Genomic DNA, 19,600 nt, shown 5'->3' on the forward strand with positions numbered 1-19,600 from the left:
GTGCGATTCCGCCGCAGCGTCAGAATGCCTTTGGCTGAAACCGGCAATGCGCCTTGACCCGTAACTGAGCGCACTTGCCCACGCCGCATCTCACCGGCGTCTACCCCCTGAAGCGAAGGAAGTTTAAATGTCACCGATCTCCAGGCGCCATCTCATGCTGGCCGCCACCGGCATTGCGGCGGTCGCCGCCGCCCCGCGTGTGTTCGCTCAAGCCGCGTCACCGGCCGCCGCAGGTCCCTTCATGCTGCCGCCGTTGACCTATCCGATCGCGGCGCTCGAACCGCATATTGACGCGAAGACCATGGAGATTCATCACGACCGGCATCACCAGGCCTTCATCACCAACCTCAACAATTTCGCCAAGGATAATCCAGGGATTGCCGACAAGCCGATCGGCGACGTTCTCGGCAATCTCGCCGCGGTGCCCGAATCGATCCGCACCGGCGTACGCAACAACATGGGCGGCCACGCCAACCACACGATGTTCTGGCAGATCATGGGACCGAACGGAGGCAAGCCGGAAGGCGAAGTGCTGGCCGCAATCGACCGCGATCTTGGCGGCATGGAGAAATTCCAGACCGACTTCAACGCTGCCGGCGGACGGGTGTTCGGCTCGGGCTGGGTGTTCGTCACCGTCGACAAGGAGGGAAAGCTGGCGATCGAGACGCGCCCGAACCAGGACAATCCCATCATTGACGGCAAGCGCGCTTTGCTCGGCAATGATGTCTGGGAGCACGCTTATTATCTGAACTATCAAAACCGCCGCGCCGACTACCTCAAGGCCTGGTGGAACACAGTGAGCTGGAGCAAGGTCAGCGAACGTTACGCCGCGGCGAAGGCCGGCACGCTTGGGGTGTAGACGCCGCAAGTTCGACCAAAAAAAGGGCGGCTTCTCAGCCGCCCTTTCATTACCGATTGCTGAACTCAGCTATCAGGTCGCGATGTCGTAGCGATCGAGGTTCATCACCTTGGTCCAGGCCTTGGCGAAGTCCTTGACGAACTGCTCCTTGGAATCCGACGTGGCATAGACCTCGGCGTAGGCGCGAAGCTGCGAGTGCGCGCCGAAGATCAGGTCGACGCGCGTGCCGGTCCACTTGACCGCGTTGGTCTTGCGGTCGCGAGCCTCATAGGTGCCGTCGGTGCCGGCTGGCGTCCACTGCGTGCTCATGTCGAGCAGGTTGACGAAGAAGTCGTTGCTCAGCGTTCCTACCTTCGAGGTGAGCACGCCGTTCTTCGAACCGTTCGCATTGGCACCGAGCACGCGCAGACCGCCGACGAGGGCCGTCATCTCCGGGCCGGTAAGCCGAAGCAGCTGCGCACGATCGACCAGGGCTTCCTCGGGCATCATGAACTGCTGCCGCTTGCCGATGAAGTTGCGGAAGCCATCGGCCCGCGGCTCCAGCGGAGCAAACGAAGCGGCGTCGGTCTGCTCCTGCGAGGCATCCATGCGGCCCGGCGTGAAGCCGACCTTGACGTCGACGCCGGCATCCTTGGCGGCCTTTTCGACCGCGGCGGTGCCGCCGAGCACGATGAGGTCCGCCAGCGAGACCTTCTTCGCACCGGATGACGCGTTGAAGTCCTTCTGGATCGCTTCGAGCTTGCCCAGAACCTTCGAGAGCTGAGCCGGCTCGTTCACCTCCCAGTCCTTCTGCGGAGCAAGCCGGATGCGCGCGCCGTTGGCGCCGCCGCGCTTGTCCGAGCCACGGAACGTCGAGGCCGAGGCCCAGGCGGTCGAGACCAGCTCAGAGACCGAGAGGCCCGAAGCCAGGATCTTGGTCTTCAGCGACGCTATGTCCTGATCGCTGGCCAGCTCGTGATTCACGGCCGGGATCGGATCCTGCCAGATCAGCGTCTCCTTCGGCACCAAGGGGCCGAGATAGCGCTGGATCGGGCCCATGTCGCGATGGGTGAGCTTGAACCAGGCGCGGGCGAAGGCGTCCGCGAACTGGTCCGGGTTCTCGAGGAAGCGGCGCGAGATCTTCTCATAGGCCGGATCCATACGCAGCGAGAGATCGGTCGTCAGCATCGTCGGCCGATGCTTCTTGGACTTGTCGAAGGCATCGGGAATGATGGCGTCGGCGTTTTTGGCCGTCCACTGCTGCGCACCGCCCGGGCTCTTCGTCAGCTCCCATTCGAAATTGAACAGGTTCTCGAAGAAGTTGTTGCTCCACTTGGTCGGTGTCGTCGTCCATGTCACCTCGAGTCCGCTGGTGATGGAATCGCCCGAGTGGCCCGACGCGTGCTTGCTCTTCCAGCCGAGGCCCTGATCCTCGAGCGCGCCCGCTTCCGGTTCCGGTCCGACCAGCGACGGATCGCCAGCACCATGAGTCTTGCCGAAGCTGTGGCCCCCGGCGATCAGCGCGACGGTCTCTTCGTCGTTCATCGCCATGCGGGCGAAGGTCTCGCGGATATCCTTGGCCGCGGCGACCGGATCCGGCTTGCCGTTCGGGCCTTCCGGGTTGACGTAGATGAGGCCCATCTGCACCGCGCCGAGCGGTTCGGCGAGCTGGCGTTCGCCGCTGTAGCGCTCATCGCCCAGCCACGTGCCTTCCGGACCCCAATACAGCTCTTCCGGCTCCCAGACGTCGACGCGGCCGCCGGCAAAGCCAAACGTCTTGAAGCCCATCGATTCCAGCGCGACGTTGCCGGCCAGCACCATCAGATCGGCCCAGGAGATCTTGCGGCCGTATTTCTGCTTGATCGGCCAGAGCAGACGGCGTGCCTTGTCGAGATTGGCGTTATCGGGCCAGCTGTTGAGCGGCGCGAAACGCTGCTGTCCGGCGCCGGCGCCACCGCGACCATCGGTGGTGCGATAGGTGCCCGCGCTGTGCCAGGCCATGCGGATCATGAGGCCGCCGTAGTGACCGAAGTCGGCGGGCCACCATTCCTGCGAGTCGGTCATCAGAGCGGTCAGGTCCTTGATGACCGCGTTCAGGTCGAGCGACTTGAATTCCTTGGCGTAGTCGAAGTCCTTGTCCATCGGGTCGGACTTGGCCGAATTCTTGTGCAGCATCTCGATGCTGAGCTGGGTCGGCCACCAATCGCGGTTCGCCGGCACTCGTTTTCCACCCGAAAACGGGCACTTTGAAGTGTCGTCCATGAATACCTCCTCTGGTGGCGTCGAACTCGCGCCTTTGACCAGGTGGAAGCACTCTAAGCTTCACGTTCGATCAGGGGAAGTTGACTTTAATGATCGCAGCGATAAGATTTTCTGATGCTAAACCTCACGCTGCGCCAGCTCCGGTATTTCGACGCCTTGGCGCGTCACAGTCATTTCGGCCGCGCGGCTGAGTCCTGTTCGATCTCGCAGCCTGCCCTGTCGATGCAGATCAAGGAGCTGGAGGAGGCGCTCGGCGGCCTGCTGCTGGAGCGCAGCGCCCGGCAGGTGGCGCTGACCCGATTTGGCGAGGAGCTCGCGCAGCGCGTCCGCGACATCTTGCGCTCGGTCGACGAGCTCGGCGATTTCGCCCGCGCCTCGCAGGACCGATTCTCCGGACGGCTGCGCATCGGCATGATTCCGACGATCGCGCCCTATCTGCTGCCGACGATCACCAAGAATCTGACGCGCATGCATCCGGAGCTCGACATCCGCGTGCGCGAGACGATGACGCCGCGGCTGATCCAGGAACTGGTGGAAGGTCGGCTCGATACCGCCATCGTTGCGCTGCCGGTGTCCGAGCCTTCGCTCACCGAGGTCGCTCTGTTCGAGGAAAAATTCCTGCTGGTGCGACCGAGCGCGGATGAGGGAACGCCGGCACCGTCGCGAGAGATGATGCGCGAGATGCGGCTGCTACTGCTGGAGGAGGGGCACTGCTTCCGCGATCAGGCGCTGTCATTCTGCAACATGCAATCGGCGCCGCCGCGCGAGATGCTGGATGCCAATTCGCTGTCGACGCTGGTTCAGATGGTCAGCGCCGGCATCGGCGTCACCTTGATCCCGGAGATGGCCGTGTCGGTGGAGACGCGATCGGCCTCGGTCTCGCTGACGCGCTTCCGCGACCCGCAGCCGTCGCGCACCATTGGCATGGTCTGGCGCAAGACCAGCCCGCTGGCGCGGCAGCTCCTGCAAATCTCCGAGGTGGTGTGCCTGTCGGCGGGCAAGGTGCGCGCACGCCCATCCGTGCGCAGCAAGCCGACCTGAGGCCTCGATGTCGCATCCCATCATCCGCCCGGCCCGCACGGACGAGTACGACGAGATCGGCCGTGTCTGGATGGAGAGCTGGGTTTCGACCGGGCTCGGCGAGGCGAGCGAATTCCTGCTGGCCAACCTGCGTGCGCGCATCCGGCGCGAGATCGAGGACGGCTGGAGCCTGTTCGTCGCCGACGACAACGGCACGATCGCCGCAATGCTGGCGCTGCATTTGCCAAAACTCTATCTCGACATGCTGTTCGTCGCGCCCGCCTATCAGAGCCAATCGCTCGGCCGCCAATTGCTCACCTTCACGCGCACGCAAATGCCGGAAGAGATGTATCTGCGCTGCGTCCGCGAGAACGAAAAAGCCTGGCGCTGGTACGAGCGCGAAGGCTTTGTGTTCGAGAAGCAAGAGATCGAGCCGTCGAACGGGTTTGTGATGAAGTATTATCGGTGGACGAAAAAAGGAAACGCGCCATGATCAAGCTCTATTGGTCGCCCCGCTCGCGCTCGTTCACGACGCTCTGGCTGATGGAAGAAAGCGGTCTGCCCTATGAGCGCGTGCTGACCGACATCTCGACCGGCGCGCAGAAGGCGCCGGACTATCTGAAGGTCAATCCGATGGGCAAGGTGCCAGCGCTCAGTGACGGCGATGCCGCACTGGGCGAAGCGGCAGCGATCTGCGCCTACATCGCCGACCGCTATCCCGAGACCAGACTTGCGCCAGACGTGACCGATCCGCGCCGCGCCCGCTATCTGCAATGGCTGTTCTTCTCGCCGGGCTGCATCGAACCCGCCATCATCCAGATCTTCACCAAGATCGAGATCCCGACCTCGACCGCGGCCTGGGGCAGCGCGACGCAGGTCTTCGACGTGCTGGAAGCCGCACTCGCGAGGGGACCGTGGATCCTCGGGGAGGAGTTTTCAGCCGCCGACATCACGATCGGATCGGGCCTGAACTTTGCGGTGCGCCAGTTCAAGATGGTGCCGTCGCGCCCGGCCTTCGATGCCTACCTCGCGCGCTGCATGGCGAGGCCGGCGTTCCAGCGTGCGGAGAAGATCGCGGCGGGGTAGAGCATGATCCGGAAAAGTGCGAAGCGGTTTTCCGAAAAGATCGTGCTCAAACCAGAACCAAAAGCGCGATGACGATTCGTCCCGGTCTCATCGCGCTTTAGTCTTCCGTCTTCAAATCGTCAGGCCTCGGCATCAGGACGATGTTGTATCCGGAATCGACATAGTGGATCTCGCCGGTCACGCCGCCGGACAGATCCGACAATAGATACAGCGCCGAGCCGCCGAGCTCGTCGAGCGTGACGCCGCGGCGGAGCGGGGAATGCTTCTGCATGAAGGCGAACATCGCGCGCGCCTCGCCGATACCGGAGCCTGCGAGCGTGCGGATGGGGCCTGCGGAAATCGCGTTGACGCGGATGCCGCGCGGCCCGAAGTCCGAGGCGAGATAGCGCACCGAGGCTTCCAGCGCCGCCTTGGCCACGCCCATCACGTTGTAGTTCGGCATCGCGCGCATCGAGGCGCCGAAGGTCAGCGTGATCATGCTGCCGCCATCCGTCATCAGCTCTGCGGCGCGTTTTGCCACTTCCGTGAAGGAGAAGCAGGAGATCACCATGGTGCGGGAAAAATTCTCGCGGCTGGTGTCGGCGTAGCGGCCCTTGAGCTCGTTCTTGTCGGCGAAGCCGATCGCATGGATCACGAAATCCAGCCGGCCCCACTTTTCGCGCAAGGCCGTGAATGTAGCGTCGACGCTGGCGATGTCCTCGACGTCGCAGGGCAGCACCATGTCGACGCCAAGCTGCTCGGCCAGCGGCTTGACGCGCTTGCCCAGGGCCTCGCCCTGGAAGGTGAAGGCGAGCTCGGCGCCATGGGCATGCAGCGTCTTCGCCATGCCCCAGGCGATCGAATGATCATTGGCGATGCCCATGATCAGACCGCGCTTGCCTTTCATCAAACCTTCCATTGCCTCTTTGCTCCCACTATTCCGGGGTCATCGCCCGCCTTGTGCGCGCTTGCGCACTGGGGCGGGCGATCCAGTATTCCAGAGACGTTCGTAATAAATTGAGAAGCCGCGGCGTACTGGATGCCCCGCCCCCCGTGCGCAATTGCGCACTAGGCGGGGCATGACAGCGTCCCAAGATCACACGTCCAGCCGGCTGAACACCAGCGTGGCGTTGGTGCCGCCGAAGCCGAAGGAGTTCGACAGCACGGTGCCGATCTTGACGTTGTCGATGCGCTTGCGCACGATCGGCATGTCGGCGAACGCGGGGTCGAGTTCCTGAATGTGGGCGCTCTCGCAGATGAAACCATTGTTCATCATCAGCAGCGAATAGATCGCTTCCTGCACGCCGGTTGCGCCCAGGGAGTGCCCGGTCAGCGCCTTGGTCGCCGAGATCGGCGGGCACTTCTCGCCGCTTCCGAACACCCTGCGGAGCGCGTCGATCTCCGGCGGATCGCCGGCCGGCGTCGATGTCGCGTGCGGATTGATGTAGTCGACCTTGGTCTTCACGGTCGACATCGCCATGCGCATACAGCGCTCGGCGCCCTCGCCTGATGGTGCGACCATGTCGTAGCCGTCGGACGTCGCGCCGTAGCCGACAATCTCGCCGTAAATGCGCGCGCCACGCGCCTTGGCATGTTCGAGCTCTTCCAGCACCAGCACGCCGGCGCCGCCGGCAATCACGAAGCCGTCGCGGTTGACGTCGTAGGGACGCGAGGCTGTGGCGGGCGTGTCGTTGTACTTCGAGGACATCGCGCCCATGGCGTCGAACAGTACCGACAGTGACCAGTCCAGCTCCTCGCAGCCGCCAGCGAAGATGACGTCCTGCTTGCCGATCTGGATCGTCTCATAGGCGTTGCCGACGCAATGGTTCGACGTGGCGCAGGCCGACGAGATCGAATAGTTCACTCCCTTGATCTTGAACCAGGTCGCAAGCGTCGCGGAGGCCGTGGAGGACATCGCCTTCGGCACTGCAAACGGTCCGACGCGCTTCGGTCCCTTGGTGCGGGTGATGTCGGCGGCCTCGACGATGGTGCGCGCGGACGGGCCGCCGGAGCCCATGATGATGCCGGTGCGAATATTGGAGATGTCGTCAGGCGAGAGACCGGAATCCTGGATCGCCTGTTCCATCGCGACGTGATTCCACGCCGCGCCCTGACCGAGGAAACGCATGGCGCGGCGGTCGACCACCGTCGAAGGATCGAGCGTCGGCGCACCCTGCACCTGGGAGCGGAAGCCGAGCTCGGCATATTTCTCAGCCCGCGAAATGCCCGACTTCGCCTCGTGAAGGCTCGCAAGCACTTCCTGGGTGTTGTTTCCGATGGAGGAGACAATGCCCATCCCGGTGACCACAACCCGCCTCATGACAGCCTCGCCTCAATCGTTGTCTTCGTGGTGATGCGCTCAGCCCAGGCTCGTGCCCTGCTTGAACAGGCCGACCTTCAAATCCTTCGCGCGATAGATAATCTGGTCATCGACCGAAAGCCATCCGTCGGCGATCCCGAGCACCAGCTTTGAACGCATCACGCGCTTGATATCGATGTTGTACACAACCTTGCGGGCTTCCGGCAGCACCTGACCGCTGAACTTCAGCTCGTTCAGACCAAGCGCGCGACCGCGACCTTCACCGCCGCTCCAGCCCAGATAAAAGCCGACCATTTGCCACAGCGCATCGAGCCCGAGGCAGCCGGGCATCACCGGATCGTTCTTGAAGTGGCAACCGAAGAACCAGAGGTCGGGCTTCACGTCGAGCTCGGCGCGCACCACCCCCTTGCCGAATTCACCGCCGGTCTCGCTGATGTCCGTAATGCGGTCGAACATGAGCATCGGCGGCAGCGGCAATTGCGCATTGCCAGGGCCGAACATCTCGCCGCGGGCACATGCCAGCAGATCTTCATATTCGTAACCGTTGCGCCTGTTCAGCATGCGGAAGCCTTTGTGTTCGAACCCCGATTGAGCGGCGTTTCCGGCGAAAATGGGCCCCATCCTGTTCGAAAAGCAACATCTGTTGCCATTGTCAGACGAGAATACCGAAGGACCCGGGATGGATAGCAAGCGGCCCTCAATGCCGGGTCGCGCCAAAATCGGTTAAGCGGAACCGCGGGCTCTCTAACACAGGCCATTTCGGGTAGCAAAGCGCTCTCATGAAGGTAAAATGACGGCCCGCCAGGCCGGTTCCAGTGGTAATTAGAACCACTCTAGTTGCGAGAAACTTGCATCTGCATCTATCTCTCCATATATGTTGCAGGACCACAGTGTTCACGCGTGCCCGAAGCTGGAAATGAACGAAAATAACGCGCCCCATCGCGACGAAGAGGCCCACGCGGCGGCTCTTATGTCCGGCCGCCAGCCGGCTTTGACCGGTTGCCCGTGGCACGACGTCAACGAAATGCTCCAGTCCGCGGGACTTCGTCCGACGCGTCAGCGCATGGCGCTCGGCTGGCTCCTGTTCGGCAAGGGTGCACGTCACCTTACGGCTGAAATGCTCTACGAGGAAGCGACGCTGGCCAAGGTGCCGGTCTCGCTGGCGACCGTCTACAACACGCTGAACCAGCTCACCGACGCCGGTCTGCTCCGTCAGGTCAGCGTCGACGGCACCAAGACCTATTTCGACACCAACGTCACGACCCACCATCACTACTATCTCGAGAACAGCCATGAGCTGGTCGACATCGAGGATCCGCATCTGGCGCTGTCCAAGATGCCGGAGGTGCCTGCGGGTTACGAGATCGCTCGCATCGACATGGTCGTGCGGCTGCGCAAGAAGCGCTGAGACCTATCCTGAACTGCTGATTTGATCGTCATGGCCGGGCTTGTCCCGGCCATTGCCATTTACACTATCATTCCGGGATGGTCCGAAGGACCAGACCTCAGGTGCGCAATTGCGCACCGGGGAATCTCGAGATCCCGGGTTTGATGCTGCGCATCGCCCCGGGATGACGCTTCGCGTCAGTTCACCTGCTCGTCCGAGTAGACGCCCCAGAGGCGTTCTTGCTGGATCCACCCGTCAAAGCCGTTACCGCTGACGCGGCACCAGCTTGCAGTGCACTTCTTCACCTGAGTGACGACGCCGGCCTGGAGCCTGGCCGCAACCGCGCTGTCGGGATCGGCGCGATCGTAGATTGGCGCGAGCTCGTCCTTGTGCTTCATCGTGACGACAGCGGTACGGCGGCCCGACAGCAGCGAGTGATAGACCCAGCCCTCCGCACCCTCGGAATCGCGGACCCGGCGCCAGTTCTCGAACTCGGCGGTGATTTCGACCGGCAGGCCGGAGCGGGTGTAGACCCAGGCGACGTCATTGTCCTTGGTCGGGCCGGCGCGGACGTTGACGTGATCCGATTTCAGGCTGACGTAGCGCGGCACCGGGAGGCCGCTGGCCGTCTGGGGTGTGCTGTCCTTTGCCGAATGCCCGGGGCTGACCGAAGCGCTCAACCAGGTGCAAACGAGCGCCATCACCGAACAAAAACGCCCCAACGCCATCAACCCGTCTCCTGTCGAAGGTCCGGCCGAGCCGGGCCCTCACCCCAAATTCCAAAACCAAGCCGCTGTCGCCCCTGACCCGCCCCACGCGGGTGTTCCCGAGCCCTTTGCCCGTGGTTCTTGTCTTGGCCCGGCCTTCTGCTAGAGAGGACGGGCATCTGAACAACCGGTTTGTCCCGATTTTCCGGCCGGAAATGTCGGGAGAGCTTGAAGGAAACGCCGGGGACGACACGGCAAGCGCAGTGTCGAACAACCGGGTTAATGAGGCCTCAACGGCCGGCCTTTGGTGACAGAGGCGGCTCGCAGCGCCTCATGAGGGCAGGACATGTCGGTGAAGAAAAAGCCCCTCGTCGTGGTGACGCGCAAGCTTCCGGACTCGATCGAGACCCGGATGCGCGAGCTGTTCGACGCGCGGATCAATCTCGATGACACCCCGATGTCGCCCGAGCAGATCGCGGAAGCCGCCCGCACGGCCGATGTGCTGGTCCCGACCGTGACCGACCACATCTCCGCCGACATCGTCAACCAGCCCGACTGCAGGCTGAAACTGATCGCAAATTTCGGCAACGGCGTCGACAATATCGATGTCGAGGCCGCGCATGCCCGCGGCATCACCGTCACCAACACGCCGAAAGTTCTGACCGAAGACACCGCCGACATGACCATGGCGCTGATCCTCGCCGTGCCCAGGCGGATGATCGAAGGCGCCTCGATCCTGACCGAAGGAAAGCCTTGGCCCGGCTGGTCGCCGACCTGGATGCTCGGCCATCGCATCGGCGGAAAGCGCCTCGGCATCATCGGCATGGGCCGCATTGGCCAGGCGGTCGCACGCCGCGCCCGTGCCTTCGGCTTGCAGATCCACTACCACAACCGCCGCCCAGTGGCGCCGAAGATCGCCGAGGAGCTCGGCGCGACCTATTGGGAAAGCCTCGACCAGATGCTGGCGCGGATGGACATCATCTCGGTGAACTGTCCGCACACGCCGGCGACCTATCATCTGCTGTCGGCACGCCGGCTGAAGCTGATCCGCAAGGACGCCTACATCGTCAACACCGCGCGCGGCGGGGTCACCGACGAGGACACGCTGATCAAGCTGATCGAAGGCGGCGAGATCGGCGGCGCCGGCCTCGACGTCTACGAGCACGAGCCCGCTGTGAATCCGAAGCTGGTGCGGCTCGCCAAGGCCGGCAAGGTGACGTTGCTGCCGCATATGGGCTCTGCCACGATCGAGGGCCGCGTCGAAATGGGTGAGAAGGTGATCATCAACATCCGCACCTTCCTCGACGCGCACAAGCCGCCGGATCGCGTGCTGCCGAGCATGCTGTGACGTCTATTTGCTGCGCGCCTCGCGCTTGCGCCAGTCGGCGACGAAATCGATGAAGGCCCGCAGCGCCGGCGGCGTTTGTCGCCGGCTTGGATAATACAGGAACGGGCCCGGAAACGGCTCGCACCAGTCCTGAATCAGGCTGACCAGCGCGCCCGACTTCAGGGCTTCGCCGACATAACCATCAAGCGTCGCCCAGATACCGACGCCGTCGAGCGCAGCGCGCATGGAAAGGCCCATGTTGGTCGAGATCAGCTTTGCCGGCGGATCGACCTTCACCAGTTGGCCGGCCTTCTCGAACTCCCAATCGTGCATGACACCGCTGGAGTAGCGGGCGCGGATGCAATCATGGTCGAGCAGATGCTTCGGATGCTCAGGCTTGCCGCGGCGCGCGAGGTAATCGGGCGAAGCGACCACGACATAGCTCTGCGGGCCGCTGAGCGGGATCGCCACCATGTCCTGCGCGAGATGCTCGCCATAGCGCACGCCGGCATCGAAGCCCGCACTGACGATGTCGACGAACCCGCTTTCGGAGACCATGTCGAGGTCGACCTGCGGATAGGCCTTAAGGAACGGCCCGACCATCGGCGCCAGCACGAGATCGACCGCGGGCGGCGGCGCGTTGATGCGCAGCCGGCCCGAGACCACTTCGCGCAGGCCGCGGACCTGATCCAGGGCGTCGCCGACATCACGCAAAGCGGGCGCCACGCGCGACAGCAGCAGCTCGCCCGCCTCGGTCAGGGCTACGCTACGTGTGGTGCGGTTCATCAGGCGAACGCCGAGGCGCTCCTCCAGCTCCCGTAATCGCTGGCTAAGGCTCGACACCGACACGCGAATCTCGACCGCCGCGCGCCGGAAATTGCGGGTGCGGGCCACCGCCACGAAGACATCGAGATCGCGCAGGTCAGGCTCGGCCATTGTTCGCCATAGTGAACAAGCCATTCTGGATTGTCCAGCTTATCGGCGTAATCGATCAGGCGCATATCTGGCCTCGTCACGCGGCGCAGTCAGCCGCCTTTCGAGGAGAGCAGCATGGAACAGCGCAAACTCGGTTCAACCGGCCCCACCGTCTCAGGCCTCGGCCTCGGCTGCATGGCGATGTCGGATGCCTATGGTCCTTCCGATCGCGGCGAGAGCATCGCCACGATCCACGCCGCGCTCGATGCAGGAATCACGCTGCTCGACACCGGCGATTTCTACTCCATGGGCCACAATGAAATGCTGGTGCGCGAAGCGCTCAAGGACGTGCCGCGCGACAAAGTGCAGATCAGCGTGAAGTTCGGCGCGCTGCGCGGTCCGGCCGGCGAATTCACCGGCATGGATTGCCGTCCGGCCGCAACGAAGAATTTCCTCGCCTATTCGCTGCAACGGCTCGGCACCGATTACATCGACATCTACCGCCCGGCGCGTCTTGATCCCAACGTCCCGATCGAGGAGACGGTGGGCGGCCTCGCCGATCTCGTGAAGGCCGGCTACATCAGGCATATCGGCCTGTCCGAGGTCGGCTCCGACACCATCCGCCGCGCGCACGCGGTGCATCCGATCGTCGATCTCCAGATCGAATATTCGCTGATCGAGCGTGGCATCGAGCGCGACATCCTGAAGACCTGCCGCGAGCTCGGCATCGGCATCACGGCTTACGGCGTGCTGGCGCGCGGCCTGATCAGCGGCCATTGGTCGAAGGACAGCGGCAAAACCGGCAAGGACCACCGGTTGATGACACCGCGCTTCCAGGGCGCGAATCTCGACGCCAATCTCGCATTGGTCGAGCAGCTGCGCGCCATCGCCACTGAGGTCGGCGCGACGCCGGCGCAGGTCGCGATCGCCTGGGTAGCGGCGCAGGGCAAGCAGATCGTGCCGCTGGTCGGCGCCCGCACCCGCAACCGCCTCACCGAGGCACTCGGCGCGGCCAGGGTCACGCTGACGCCGGCTCATCTTGCGGTGTTGGCAAAGGCCTTCCCGCCGGACGTCGCTTCCGGCACGCGCTATGCGGCCGAGCAGATGGCGCATCTCGACAGTGAGAAGCCGGCCACGACGTAACGGCTGCAATCAGGTGCGATGGGTGCTGAGGTCAGTGATCACAGGCCCATCGCCATTGAGCGGATTGGCCGGATCGCGCGCGTAACGCAGCGTCTCGAAGCGCATCGCGCGCGCATCGATCATCAGGAGACGGCCAACCAGGCCGTCGCCAAAGCCGACGATCTCGCGGATTGCCTCCAGCGCCATCATCGAGCCCATCACGCCCGCGAGCGCGCCCATGACGCCGGCTTCCGCGCAGGCCGGCACGGTCCCGAGCGGCGGCGCCTCCGGGAACAGGCAGCGATAGGTCGGATTGAATTCGCCCTGCTCGTTCTTCTCATGCGCGCGGATGGTGGTCAGCGAGCCATCGAAGGTGCCGAGCGCCGCCGTGATCAGCGGCCTCTTGGCGAAGAAGCAGGCGTCCGAGGCCAGATAGCGGGTCGAGAAATTGTCGGAGCCGTCGAGCACGAGGTCATAGTCGCCGATCAGCGACAGCGCATTGTCGGCATTGAGCCAGGTGGCGTGGCCGACGAAGCGGACATGCGGATTGAGCGCCGAGATCCGTTCGGCCGCGCTCTCGACCTTGTGCCGGCCGATATCGGGCGTGGTGTGAATGACCTGGCGCTGAAGGTTCGACAGCGACACCACATCGTCATCGACCACGCCGAGCGTACCGACGCCGGCGGCGGCAAGGTACATCAAAGCGGGCGCACCGAGCCCGCCGGCGCCAATCACCAGCACGGAGGCCCGCTTCAGCGCAGCCTGCCCGGGACCACCGACATCGCGCAGTACGATATGGCGGGCATAACGTTCGAGTTCGTCCGGGCTCAGCATCGCTATCCTTCCAGATCCTCTCCTCATGGTGAGGAGGCGCGAAGCGCCGTCTTGAACCATGAAGGCCCCCGCTGCGGCGGCACGGCCTTCATCCTTCGAGACGCCGCTTACGCGGCTCCTCAGGATGAGGAGCTAGACCTCTCCTGCCGGTCTGAACCACCGCAACATTGTTCGCGACCAACGAGATGTGCTTCAATGGCATTGCGTTCAATGGGCTGGCTGGATTTGTCATGAGATCGATGCTTGCGGCAACACTGATGTTTGCGGCTGCGACGGGCGCGAACGCCCAGATGACGACGCCGCAGCTCCCCGGCACCAAGCCGAAGCCGGTCCAGACCGTTCCGATCCGCCCGCCCGCACTGCAGACGCCGTCGGAGACGGCGGATGCCATGGCGCAGGCGGAGCGGCTGTCGCTGCAGTCCGACCTCGCCTGGGTCGGCCAGTACAATGGCGCCATCACCGGCGACGTCAGCGCGCGCATGGTCGAGGCGATCAAGGAATATCAGAAGCTCAAGGGCGGCAAGCCGACCGGCGTGCTCAATCCGCAGGAACGCGCCGCGCTCGCCGAGACCGCGCGCCGGAAGCAGGAGAGTGTCGGCTGGAAGATAGTGACGGAGATGACCAGCGGCGCACGGCTCGGCATCCCCGGCAAGCTGGTCCCGCAGCAGGCGACTGACGCCAACGGCTCGAAATGGACCTCACCGACGGGGACGGTGCAGGTGCTGCTCAGCCGTCGCAAGGAGGCGAATCCGACCACAGCAAAGCTCGCGGAAGTGGAAAAGAAGGAGCCGGGTCGCAAGGTCGACTACACCGTGGTGAAGCCCGACTTCTTCGTGCTGTCAGGACTTCAGGGCCTGAAGAAATTTTACGTGCGCGGCACTTTCAAGGGCGACGAAGTCCGCATCATGACGATCCTCTACGATCAGGCGACCGAGAACACGGTCGAGCCGGTCGTGATCGCGATGTCGAGCGCGTTCAATGCATTCCCGTCGGGACCACAGGCCGGGCCGCCGCCGCGCAAGACCGTCGAATATGGCACCGGCCTCGTCGTCAGCGACGATGGCGCGATCGTCACCGACCGCCTCGTCACCGATTCCTGTCTCGCGATCACGATCGCCGGCTATGGCAGCGCCGACCGTCTCGCCGAGGACCGTGAACACGATCTCGCGCTGCTGCATATCTACGGCGCCCGCGGCCTGAAGCCCTTCAACCTCGCGGCCGGCGCGGCGAAGACGAGCGTCGATGTCATCGGTGTCGCGGATCCGCAGAGCCAGGGCGGAGCAGCCGGTGTGTCGAGCCTCAAGGCTGCGCTGGCATCCGTCGGTGGCGGCGATTCCGCGCTATCGCCGCCGCCAGGGGTCGGATTTTCCGGCAGCGCCGCGATCGACGGCGACGGCAAGTTTGCCGGCATCGCGCTGTTGAAGCCGGCGATGGTTGCGGGCCCCGCGACAGCAGTGCCGGCGTCGCAGGCGGTGATGGTCCCCGCGGAAACCGTACGCGATTTCCTGAAGGCAAACGCCGTCACCGCGAACGGCACGTCGACGGATGCGAAAGCCGCCGTCGTGCGCGTGATCTGCGTGCGGAAGTAGTTCGGACGACGCCCGCGCTTTTTCTTATGTCCCGACGCATGCGGCCAGGAAATGTCGCGCCGCTGAGCCATGCTGCTTCCGGTCCGCCTCACGGGCCTTTTGAGGAAGTTGCCAGATTTTCGAGGGGGGCGGTCAGGCGGCAAACGAGACCGGCCGAATCATAGGAAACGTCGACCGCCCCTCCAAAATCGTCTTCCAGGACCCGGGAGATGAGGCGTGAACCAAAGCCTACGCGGGAGGGCTTCGACGCCATCGGCCCGCCAAATTCCTGCCAGACGAAAACGAATTTTGGCGCTCCATCCTGATCCTCGCATGTCCATGTAATCGATACGCGGCCGCTCGCCACGGTCAGTGCGCCGTATTTCAAAGCGTTGGTCGCCAGCTCGTGGATCGCCAGGGACAGACCAAGAGCCTGTCGAGATTTGACAACGAGTAGCGGACCCGAAACCGTGAAGCGGCCTTCGCCTGTCCGATAAGGGATGAGGGCCGTGTCGATCACATCCGGAAGGGGCGCGACAGCCCAATTTGCTGCGGTCAGCAAGTCGTGCGCCCGTCCGAAGGCGCCAAGGCGTGCCTGGTACTTCTCGAGATCTGCTTTGCTCGTTGGGTCGCGAAATGTCTGGGCGGCTACCGCGCTCAGGACGGCAAGAGTGTTCTTCACGCGATGCTTCAATTCCTCATTGATGAGGCCCAGCGCTTCCCTTGTTGTATGCTCGGACGTGACATCCTTGCAGACCACAAGCACGCCGCCCACCTTGCCTTCGAGATCGATTGGACCAAAGCTGTAAGTCCACCAAACGTCCTCGCGGCGACCGTGACGCGTAACCGGTACAAGCTGGTCCTCGTGCCAGGTCGCGCCCTTAGCGGACATGACATACTCGATCTGCGGACCAATGATGTCCCAGATCTCGGCCCAACACTCGTGACCACGTGCACCCAGCGCGCTTGGATGCCTTTCGGGCCCCATCGTCTCCCGGTACGCATCGTTATAAAATTGGATGAGGTCTGGCCCCCACCAGATGAACATTGGGTGGCGCGAGGTTAAAACGAGCCGCACCGTAACCCGAAGACTTTGAGGCCAGGTTTCCGGGGAGCCCACCGATGTTTTCGACCAGTCGAATGCGCGCGTCAAAGCGCCCATCTCGCCACCCCCAGCCAGGAAGTCGCTCGCTCGATCCCCACCCATATGCCGCAACCTTACTCAGACACCGACCGTCAAACCCGTCGGAGTTGCGCAACATACAGTGCCCGATTTATGTCGTCACCCGCCTCGGTCGGGTCGAGCATGCGACATCTGCCGCACAACAGCGAACGCCCTTGTCCAAAAAAATTGCCGTTGAAGCTCAAAAAACGCCAGCACAATTTGTGTCCGCTGAAGCAGCGCGATGTCTGTAGTATCCGAAAACCGGCCCGCGCCTTGTTTTCGGAACACTCCACTAACTCAACCTGAACCGCACACCGCTTCGCGCGAGCCCTCCCGAAATTCCCACAGGCGTCCCGTCCGCGCGCCAGCAGGCAGCGCCGGTCATGCTTCCGTCGTCATGAAAGGCGATGCCGTTCATACCGCCGGCGACTGTCGCAACCGGCTGGACCTTGTGACCTAGCCCCGCGAGTTTCACGCGCACGCTCTCCGGCACCTTCTGCTCGACCTCGAGCGCATTGCCCTCGGTCCAGACCCGCGGCGCTTCGACGGCTTCCTGCAGGCTCATGCCGTGGTCGATCAGATTGACCAGCGCTTGCATCGCGCTTGGGAAGATGCGCTTGCCGCCGGGTAAGCCAAGCGCATAGCGCAGCTTGCCTTCACACAGCGCCATCATCGGCGACATCGAGGTCGTCACGCGCTTGCCCGGCGCGAGCGATAGCGCATGGCCGGGACGCGGATCGAACAGGTTCATGTAGTTGTTGGCGATGGCGCCGAGGCCCGGGATCATGATCTTGGCGCCGAACAGATTGTTGATGGTCTGGGTGGTCGCGACGACGTTGCCGAACGCATCGGCCGCCGTCATGTGCGTGGTGTGAGCGCCTTCAAGCTGCGACACGCCGGCGCCCCAGGTCTGCGCCCGCGCCGGGTCGATCGCACCGCGGCGCTCCTCGGCATAAGCCTTCGAGGTCAGCCGCTCCACGGGGACGCCGACATAATCAGGATCGCCGCTGGCCGCGGCGCGATCGGCGAATGCGATCTTCAGGACCTCGGCGAGATAGTGGATCGTTTCCGGCGTGCCGAAGCCAAGCCCTTCGATGTCGTAGCCCTCCAGGATGTTCAGCATCTGCGCGATATGCACGCCGGAGGCCGCGGGCGGCGGCGGGCCAAAGATGGTCCAGCCGCGGTAATCGGCGCGGATCGGCTGTCGTTCGACGGTCTTGTAGCTGGTCAGATCGTTGCGCCGGATGAAGCCGCCGGCCTTTTCCATGTAGTCGACGAGGATGTCGCCAAGCGGCCCCTCATAGAGCGCGGTCTCGCCATGATCGGCGATGTAGCGGAGCGTCTCGGCATATTCTGATTGCACCACGCGCTCGCCGACCTTGAGCGGCTCGCCGTCTGGGAGATAGATCGCCGCGATCGGCTTGTCCTTGCGCATCTCGGCGGCGCTCTCGCTGATGCATTCGTGCAGATAGGGCGTCGCCGCATAGCCGCGTGCGGCATGCTTGATCGCGGGCTGCATGACGTCGGCGAGACTCATGGTGCCGAAGCGGTGCAGCGTCTCGCACCAGGCCTTCAGCGAGCCGGGTGTGGCGACCGCCTTCGGGCCGTTGAGGTTCTCGTTGCCGACGGTGTCGAACACGTCATGCGCCGAGCCCGGGGTGGGGGTGTAGCTGGTGTCAATCACCGCCGCGGGAACGGTGCTCTGCCCGTCGATGAAACGGTGACTGCCGTCGGCGAGCCGGATGTGCGCCATGCCACCGCCGATGATGCCGACCATCATCGGCTCGACCACGGTCAGCGTGAACAGGGTCGCTATCGCGGCGTCGACGGCGTTGCCGCCGGCGGCCAGCATCTCCGCGCCAGCGCTGGAGGCCAGTGGATGGTTGCTGACCACCATGCCGCGGCTCGAGACCGCAGGCATCTTCTGGCATTCGAAATTCGTCGCCGTCCGGTCGCGCCAGTTTCCGCCCATGCCGCCTGTCCTTTTGATTCACGGCGCCAAGCACAGCATACGTACGAGTACGGGTCCAGTAATGGTACGGATTCGCTGGACTTCCCGAGTCCGCCATCATCGTTACTGCTGATTCGGACCTCCGCGATCCCCCTTTGGATCGGGCCGGCACGTCCTGAGCGAGAAGAGCTCGGCATCGAGATCGATGCACGTTCGCGTGGCGTTTCCCTGACCCGAGCACTCCAAAGGATTGATCTTCAATGCACACGATCGTACTGGCCACCCAAAAGGGCGGCAGCGGCAAGAGCACGCTCGCCATCGGCCTGGCGCTGGCAGCAAAGCAGGCCGGCTTCACCGTCCGCCTGATCGAAACCGACCCGCAGGGCACACTGTCCAACTGGCAACGCCGCCGCACCGCCGATGATCTCGTCGTCGAGCCGATCTATCATGCCGCCGACATCGAACCGCGTCTGAAGATGCTGGCCGACAGCGGCCTTCAGCTCGCGATCGTCGATACCGCCGCCGGCCTCAGCGCCGCGACCACCGCCGCGATCCGCCATTCCGACCTCTGCTTGATTCCGGCCCGCCCGAGCGTCGCCGACATCGAGGCCACCGTCTCCACTCTCAGCGTCGCGCGCGCCTGGAAGCGGCCTTACAGCTTCGTGCTGAACCAGACTCCGATCCGCGGCCAGCGCATCGACAATGCCGCCAACAGCCTCGCCGAGGAAGCAGCCCTCGATCTCGCCAAGGTACTCGCACGCCCGCTGATCGTGATGCGCAACGACCACCAGGATTCGCTCGCGAGCGGCCTTGCCGTCAGCGAGTTCGCGCCGAACGGCAAGTCGGCAGACGAGATTCGCGGCCTCTGGCGTTGGATCGAGACCCGCCTGGAGCTCGAAGCCACGACCAATGTGCTGATCGACCACGTCATCTCGGCCGCGGACGGCATGCTGCACGTCGCTTCCGAGCTGGCAGCGGACGAGACCACGACACTGGCGTCCTGAGCGGGGCAATCGCTCAGACGGCAGCCGGCCCTTCACCATCCGGAAGGGCCCCAGCGACGAAGCAATCCGGCCACCAGCCCGGCCGGATTGCTTCGCTTCGCGTTTTTGAGGGACT

18 protein-coding genes are annotated in these 19,600 nt (G+C 63.9%); 9 read left to right on the top strand and 9 right to left on the bottom strand.

Translation table 11 applies throughout. The features are described from left to right. Positions 1–127: 127 nt before the first annotated feature. A complete protein-coding gene (locus C7G41_RS17820) occupies positions 128–859 on the top strand; it encodes a superoxide dismutase (protein WP_106943808.1) in 732 nt (243 codons plus the stop codon). 72 nt (positions 860–931) lie between these two features. On the opposite strand, the gene katG is transcribed toward C7G41_RS17820, so the two are convergent. Further along, positions 932–3,100 carry a catalase/peroxidase HPI gene (gene katG / locus C7G41_RS17825; protein WP_106943809.1) on the bottom strand — a complete coding sequence of 723 codons (2,169 nt, stop codon included), beginning with the start codon at positions 3,098–3,100 and terminating at the stop codon, positions 932–934. A 114-nt stretch (positions 3,101–3,214) separates the two neighbouring features. Between katG and C7G41_RS17830 the strand changes: the two genes are divergently transcribed. The 3 genes from C7G41_RS17830 to C7G41_RS17840 are packed head-to-tail and all read left to right on the top strand — an operon-like array spanning position 3,215 to position 5,206. Continuing rightward, entirely contained in the window at positions 3,215–4,141 is a 927-nt protein-coding gene (locus C7G41_RS17830) for a hydrogen peroxide-inducible genes activator (protein ID WP_106943810.1), read from the top strand. A 7-nt stretch (positions 4,142–4,148) separates the two neighbouring features. Continuing rightward, complete coding sequence (locus tag C7G41_RS17835; protein WP_106943811.1) at positions 4,149–4,613, top strand: GNAT family N-acetyltransferase; 465 nt, start codon at positions 4,149–4,151, stop codon at positions 4,611–4,613. Continuing rightward, entirely contained in the window at positions 4,610–5,206 is a 597-nt protein-coding gene (locus C7G41_RS17840) for a glutathione S-transferase family protein (RefSeq protein WP_106943812.1), read from the top strand. The genes C7G41_RS17835 and C7G41_RS17840 overlap by 4 nt, the downstream gene beginning before the upstream one ends. Positions 5,207–5,303: 97 nt before the next feature. Here C7G41_RS17840 and fabI read toward each other — a convergent pair whose 3' ends face one another. The 3 genes from fabI to fabA all read right to left on the bottom strand — a co-directional run bounded on the left by fabI (position 5,304) and on the right by fabA (position 8,066). After that, positions 5,304–6,104, bottom strand: a complete 801-nt coding sequence (gene fabI / locus C7G41_RS17845; protein ID WP_106943813.1) for an enoyl-ACP reductase FabI — start codon at positions 6,102–6,104, stop codon at positions 5,304–5,306. A gap of 177 nt (positions 6,105–6,281) precedes the next feature. After that, positions 6,282–7,505 (bottom strand): beta-ketoacyl-ACP synthase I, encoded by a 1,224-nt coding sequence (gene fabB, locus C7G41_RS17850; protein ID WP_106943814.1) that lies wholly within the window; start codon positions 7,503–7,505, stop codon positions 6,282–6,284. Positions 7,506–7,544: 39 nt separating this feature from the next. Further along, positions 7,545–8,066: a bifunctional 3-hydroxydecanoyl-ACP dehydratase/trans-2-decenoyl-ACP isomerase gene (gene fabA, locus C7G41_RS17855; RefSeq protein WP_007603915.1), complete on the bottom strand. Its 522-nt coding sequence runs from the start codon at positions 8,064–8,066 to the stop codon at positions 7,545–7,547. Between the two features lie 355 nt (positions 8,067–8,421). On the opposite strand from fabA, the gene irrA reads away from it, so the two are divergent. Next, a complete protein-coding gene (gene irrA / locus C7G41_RS17860) occupies positions 8,422–8,913 on the top strand; it encodes an iron response transcriptional regulator IrrA (protein WP_018455787.1) in 492 nt (163 codons plus the stop codon). A 176-nt stretch (positions 8,914–9,089) separates the two neighbouring features. Here the strand turns inward: irrA and C7G41_RS17870 are convergent, their stop codons facing one another. Continuing rightward, on the bottom strand, positions 9,090–9,620 hold the full coding sequence (locus C7G41_RS17870) for an SH3 domain-containing protein (protein ID WP_106943815.1): 531 nt from the start codon (positions 9,618–9,620) through the stop codon (positions 9,090–9,092). A gap of 325 nt (positions 9,621–9,945) precedes the next feature. Here C7G41_RS17870 and C7G41_RS17875 point away from each other — a divergent pair, with 325 nt between their 5' ends. Continuing rightward, the gene (locus C7G41_RS17875) at positions 9,946–10,947 is read left to right on the top strand and encodes a D-glycerate dehydrogenase (protein ID WP_018455785.1); all 1,002 of its coding nucleotides are present in this window, start codon (positions 9,946–9,948) and stop codon (positions 10,945–10,947) included. A gap of 3 nt (positions 10,948–10,950) precedes the next feature. On the opposite strand, the gene C7G41_RS17880 is transcribed toward C7G41_RS17875, so the two are convergent. Continuing rightward, positions 10,951–11,862, bottom strand: a complete 912-nt coding sequence (locus tag C7G41_RS17880) for a LysR family transcriptional regulator (RefSeq protein ID WP_106943816.1) — start codon at positions 11,860–11,862, stop codon at positions 10,951–10,953. Positions 11,863–11,976: 114 nt separating this feature from the next. Between C7G41_RS17880 and C7G41_RS17885 the strand changes: the two genes are divergently transcribed. After that, positions 11,977–12,984 (top strand): aldo/keto reductase, encoded by a 1,008-nt coding sequence (locus C7G41_RS17885; protein WP_106943817.1) that lies wholly within the window; start codon positions 11,977–11,979, stop codon positions 12,982–12,984. A 9-nt stretch (positions 12,985–12,993) separates the two neighbouring features. Here the strand turns inward: C7G41_RS17885 and C7G41_RS17890 are convergent, their stop codons facing one another. Further along, positions 12,994–13,797, bottom strand: coding sequence for a molybdopterin-synthase adenylyltransferase MoeB (locus tag C7G41_RS17890; RefSeq protein WP_106943818.1), 804 nt, complete (start codon positions 13,795–13,797; stop codon positions 12,994–12,996). Between the two features lie 230 nt (positions 13,798–14,027). On the opposite strand from C7G41_RS17890, the gene C7G41_RS17895 reads away from it, so the two are divergent. Then, positions 14,028–15,386 (top strand): serine protease, encoded by a 1,359-nt coding sequence (locus tag C7G41_RS17895; RefSeq protein WP_199198454.1) that lies wholly within the window; start codon positions 14,028–14,030, stop codon positions 15,384–15,386. Between the two features lie 88 nt (positions 15,387–15,474). On the opposite strand, the gene C7G41_RS17900 is transcribed toward C7G41_RS17895, so the two are convergent. Continuing rightward, positions 15,475–16,527: a sensor histidine kinase gene (locus C7G41_RS17900; protein ID WP_245446574.1), complete on the bottom strand. Its 1,053-nt coding sequence runs from the start codon at positions 16,525–16,527 to the stop codon at positions 15,475–15,477. Between the two features lie 295 nt (positions 16,528–16,822). Continuing rightward, entirely contained in the window at positions 16,823–18,502 is a 1,680-nt protein-coding gene (ggt, locus tag C7G41_RS17905; protein ID WP_106943820.1) for a gamma-glutamyltransferase, read from the bottom strand. A gap of 239 nt (positions 18,503–18,741) precedes the next feature. On the opposite strand from ggt, the gene C7G41_RS17910 reads away from it, so the two are divergent. Continuing rightward, positions 18,742–19,485 carry a ParA family protein gene (locus tag C7G41_RS17910; RefSeq protein ID WP_106943821.1) on the top strand — a complete coding sequence of 248 codons (744 nt, stop codon included), beginning with the start codon at positions 18,742–18,744 and terminating at the stop codon, positions 19,483–19,485. Positions 19,486–19,600: the final 115 nt, after the last annotated feature.

This window comes from Bradyrhizobium sp. MOS002 (assembly GCF_003020115.1).
In the GTDB taxonomy this organism is placed as follows: Bacteria; Pseudomonadota; Alphaproteobacteria; order Rhizobiales; family Xanthobacteraceae; genus Bradyrhizobium.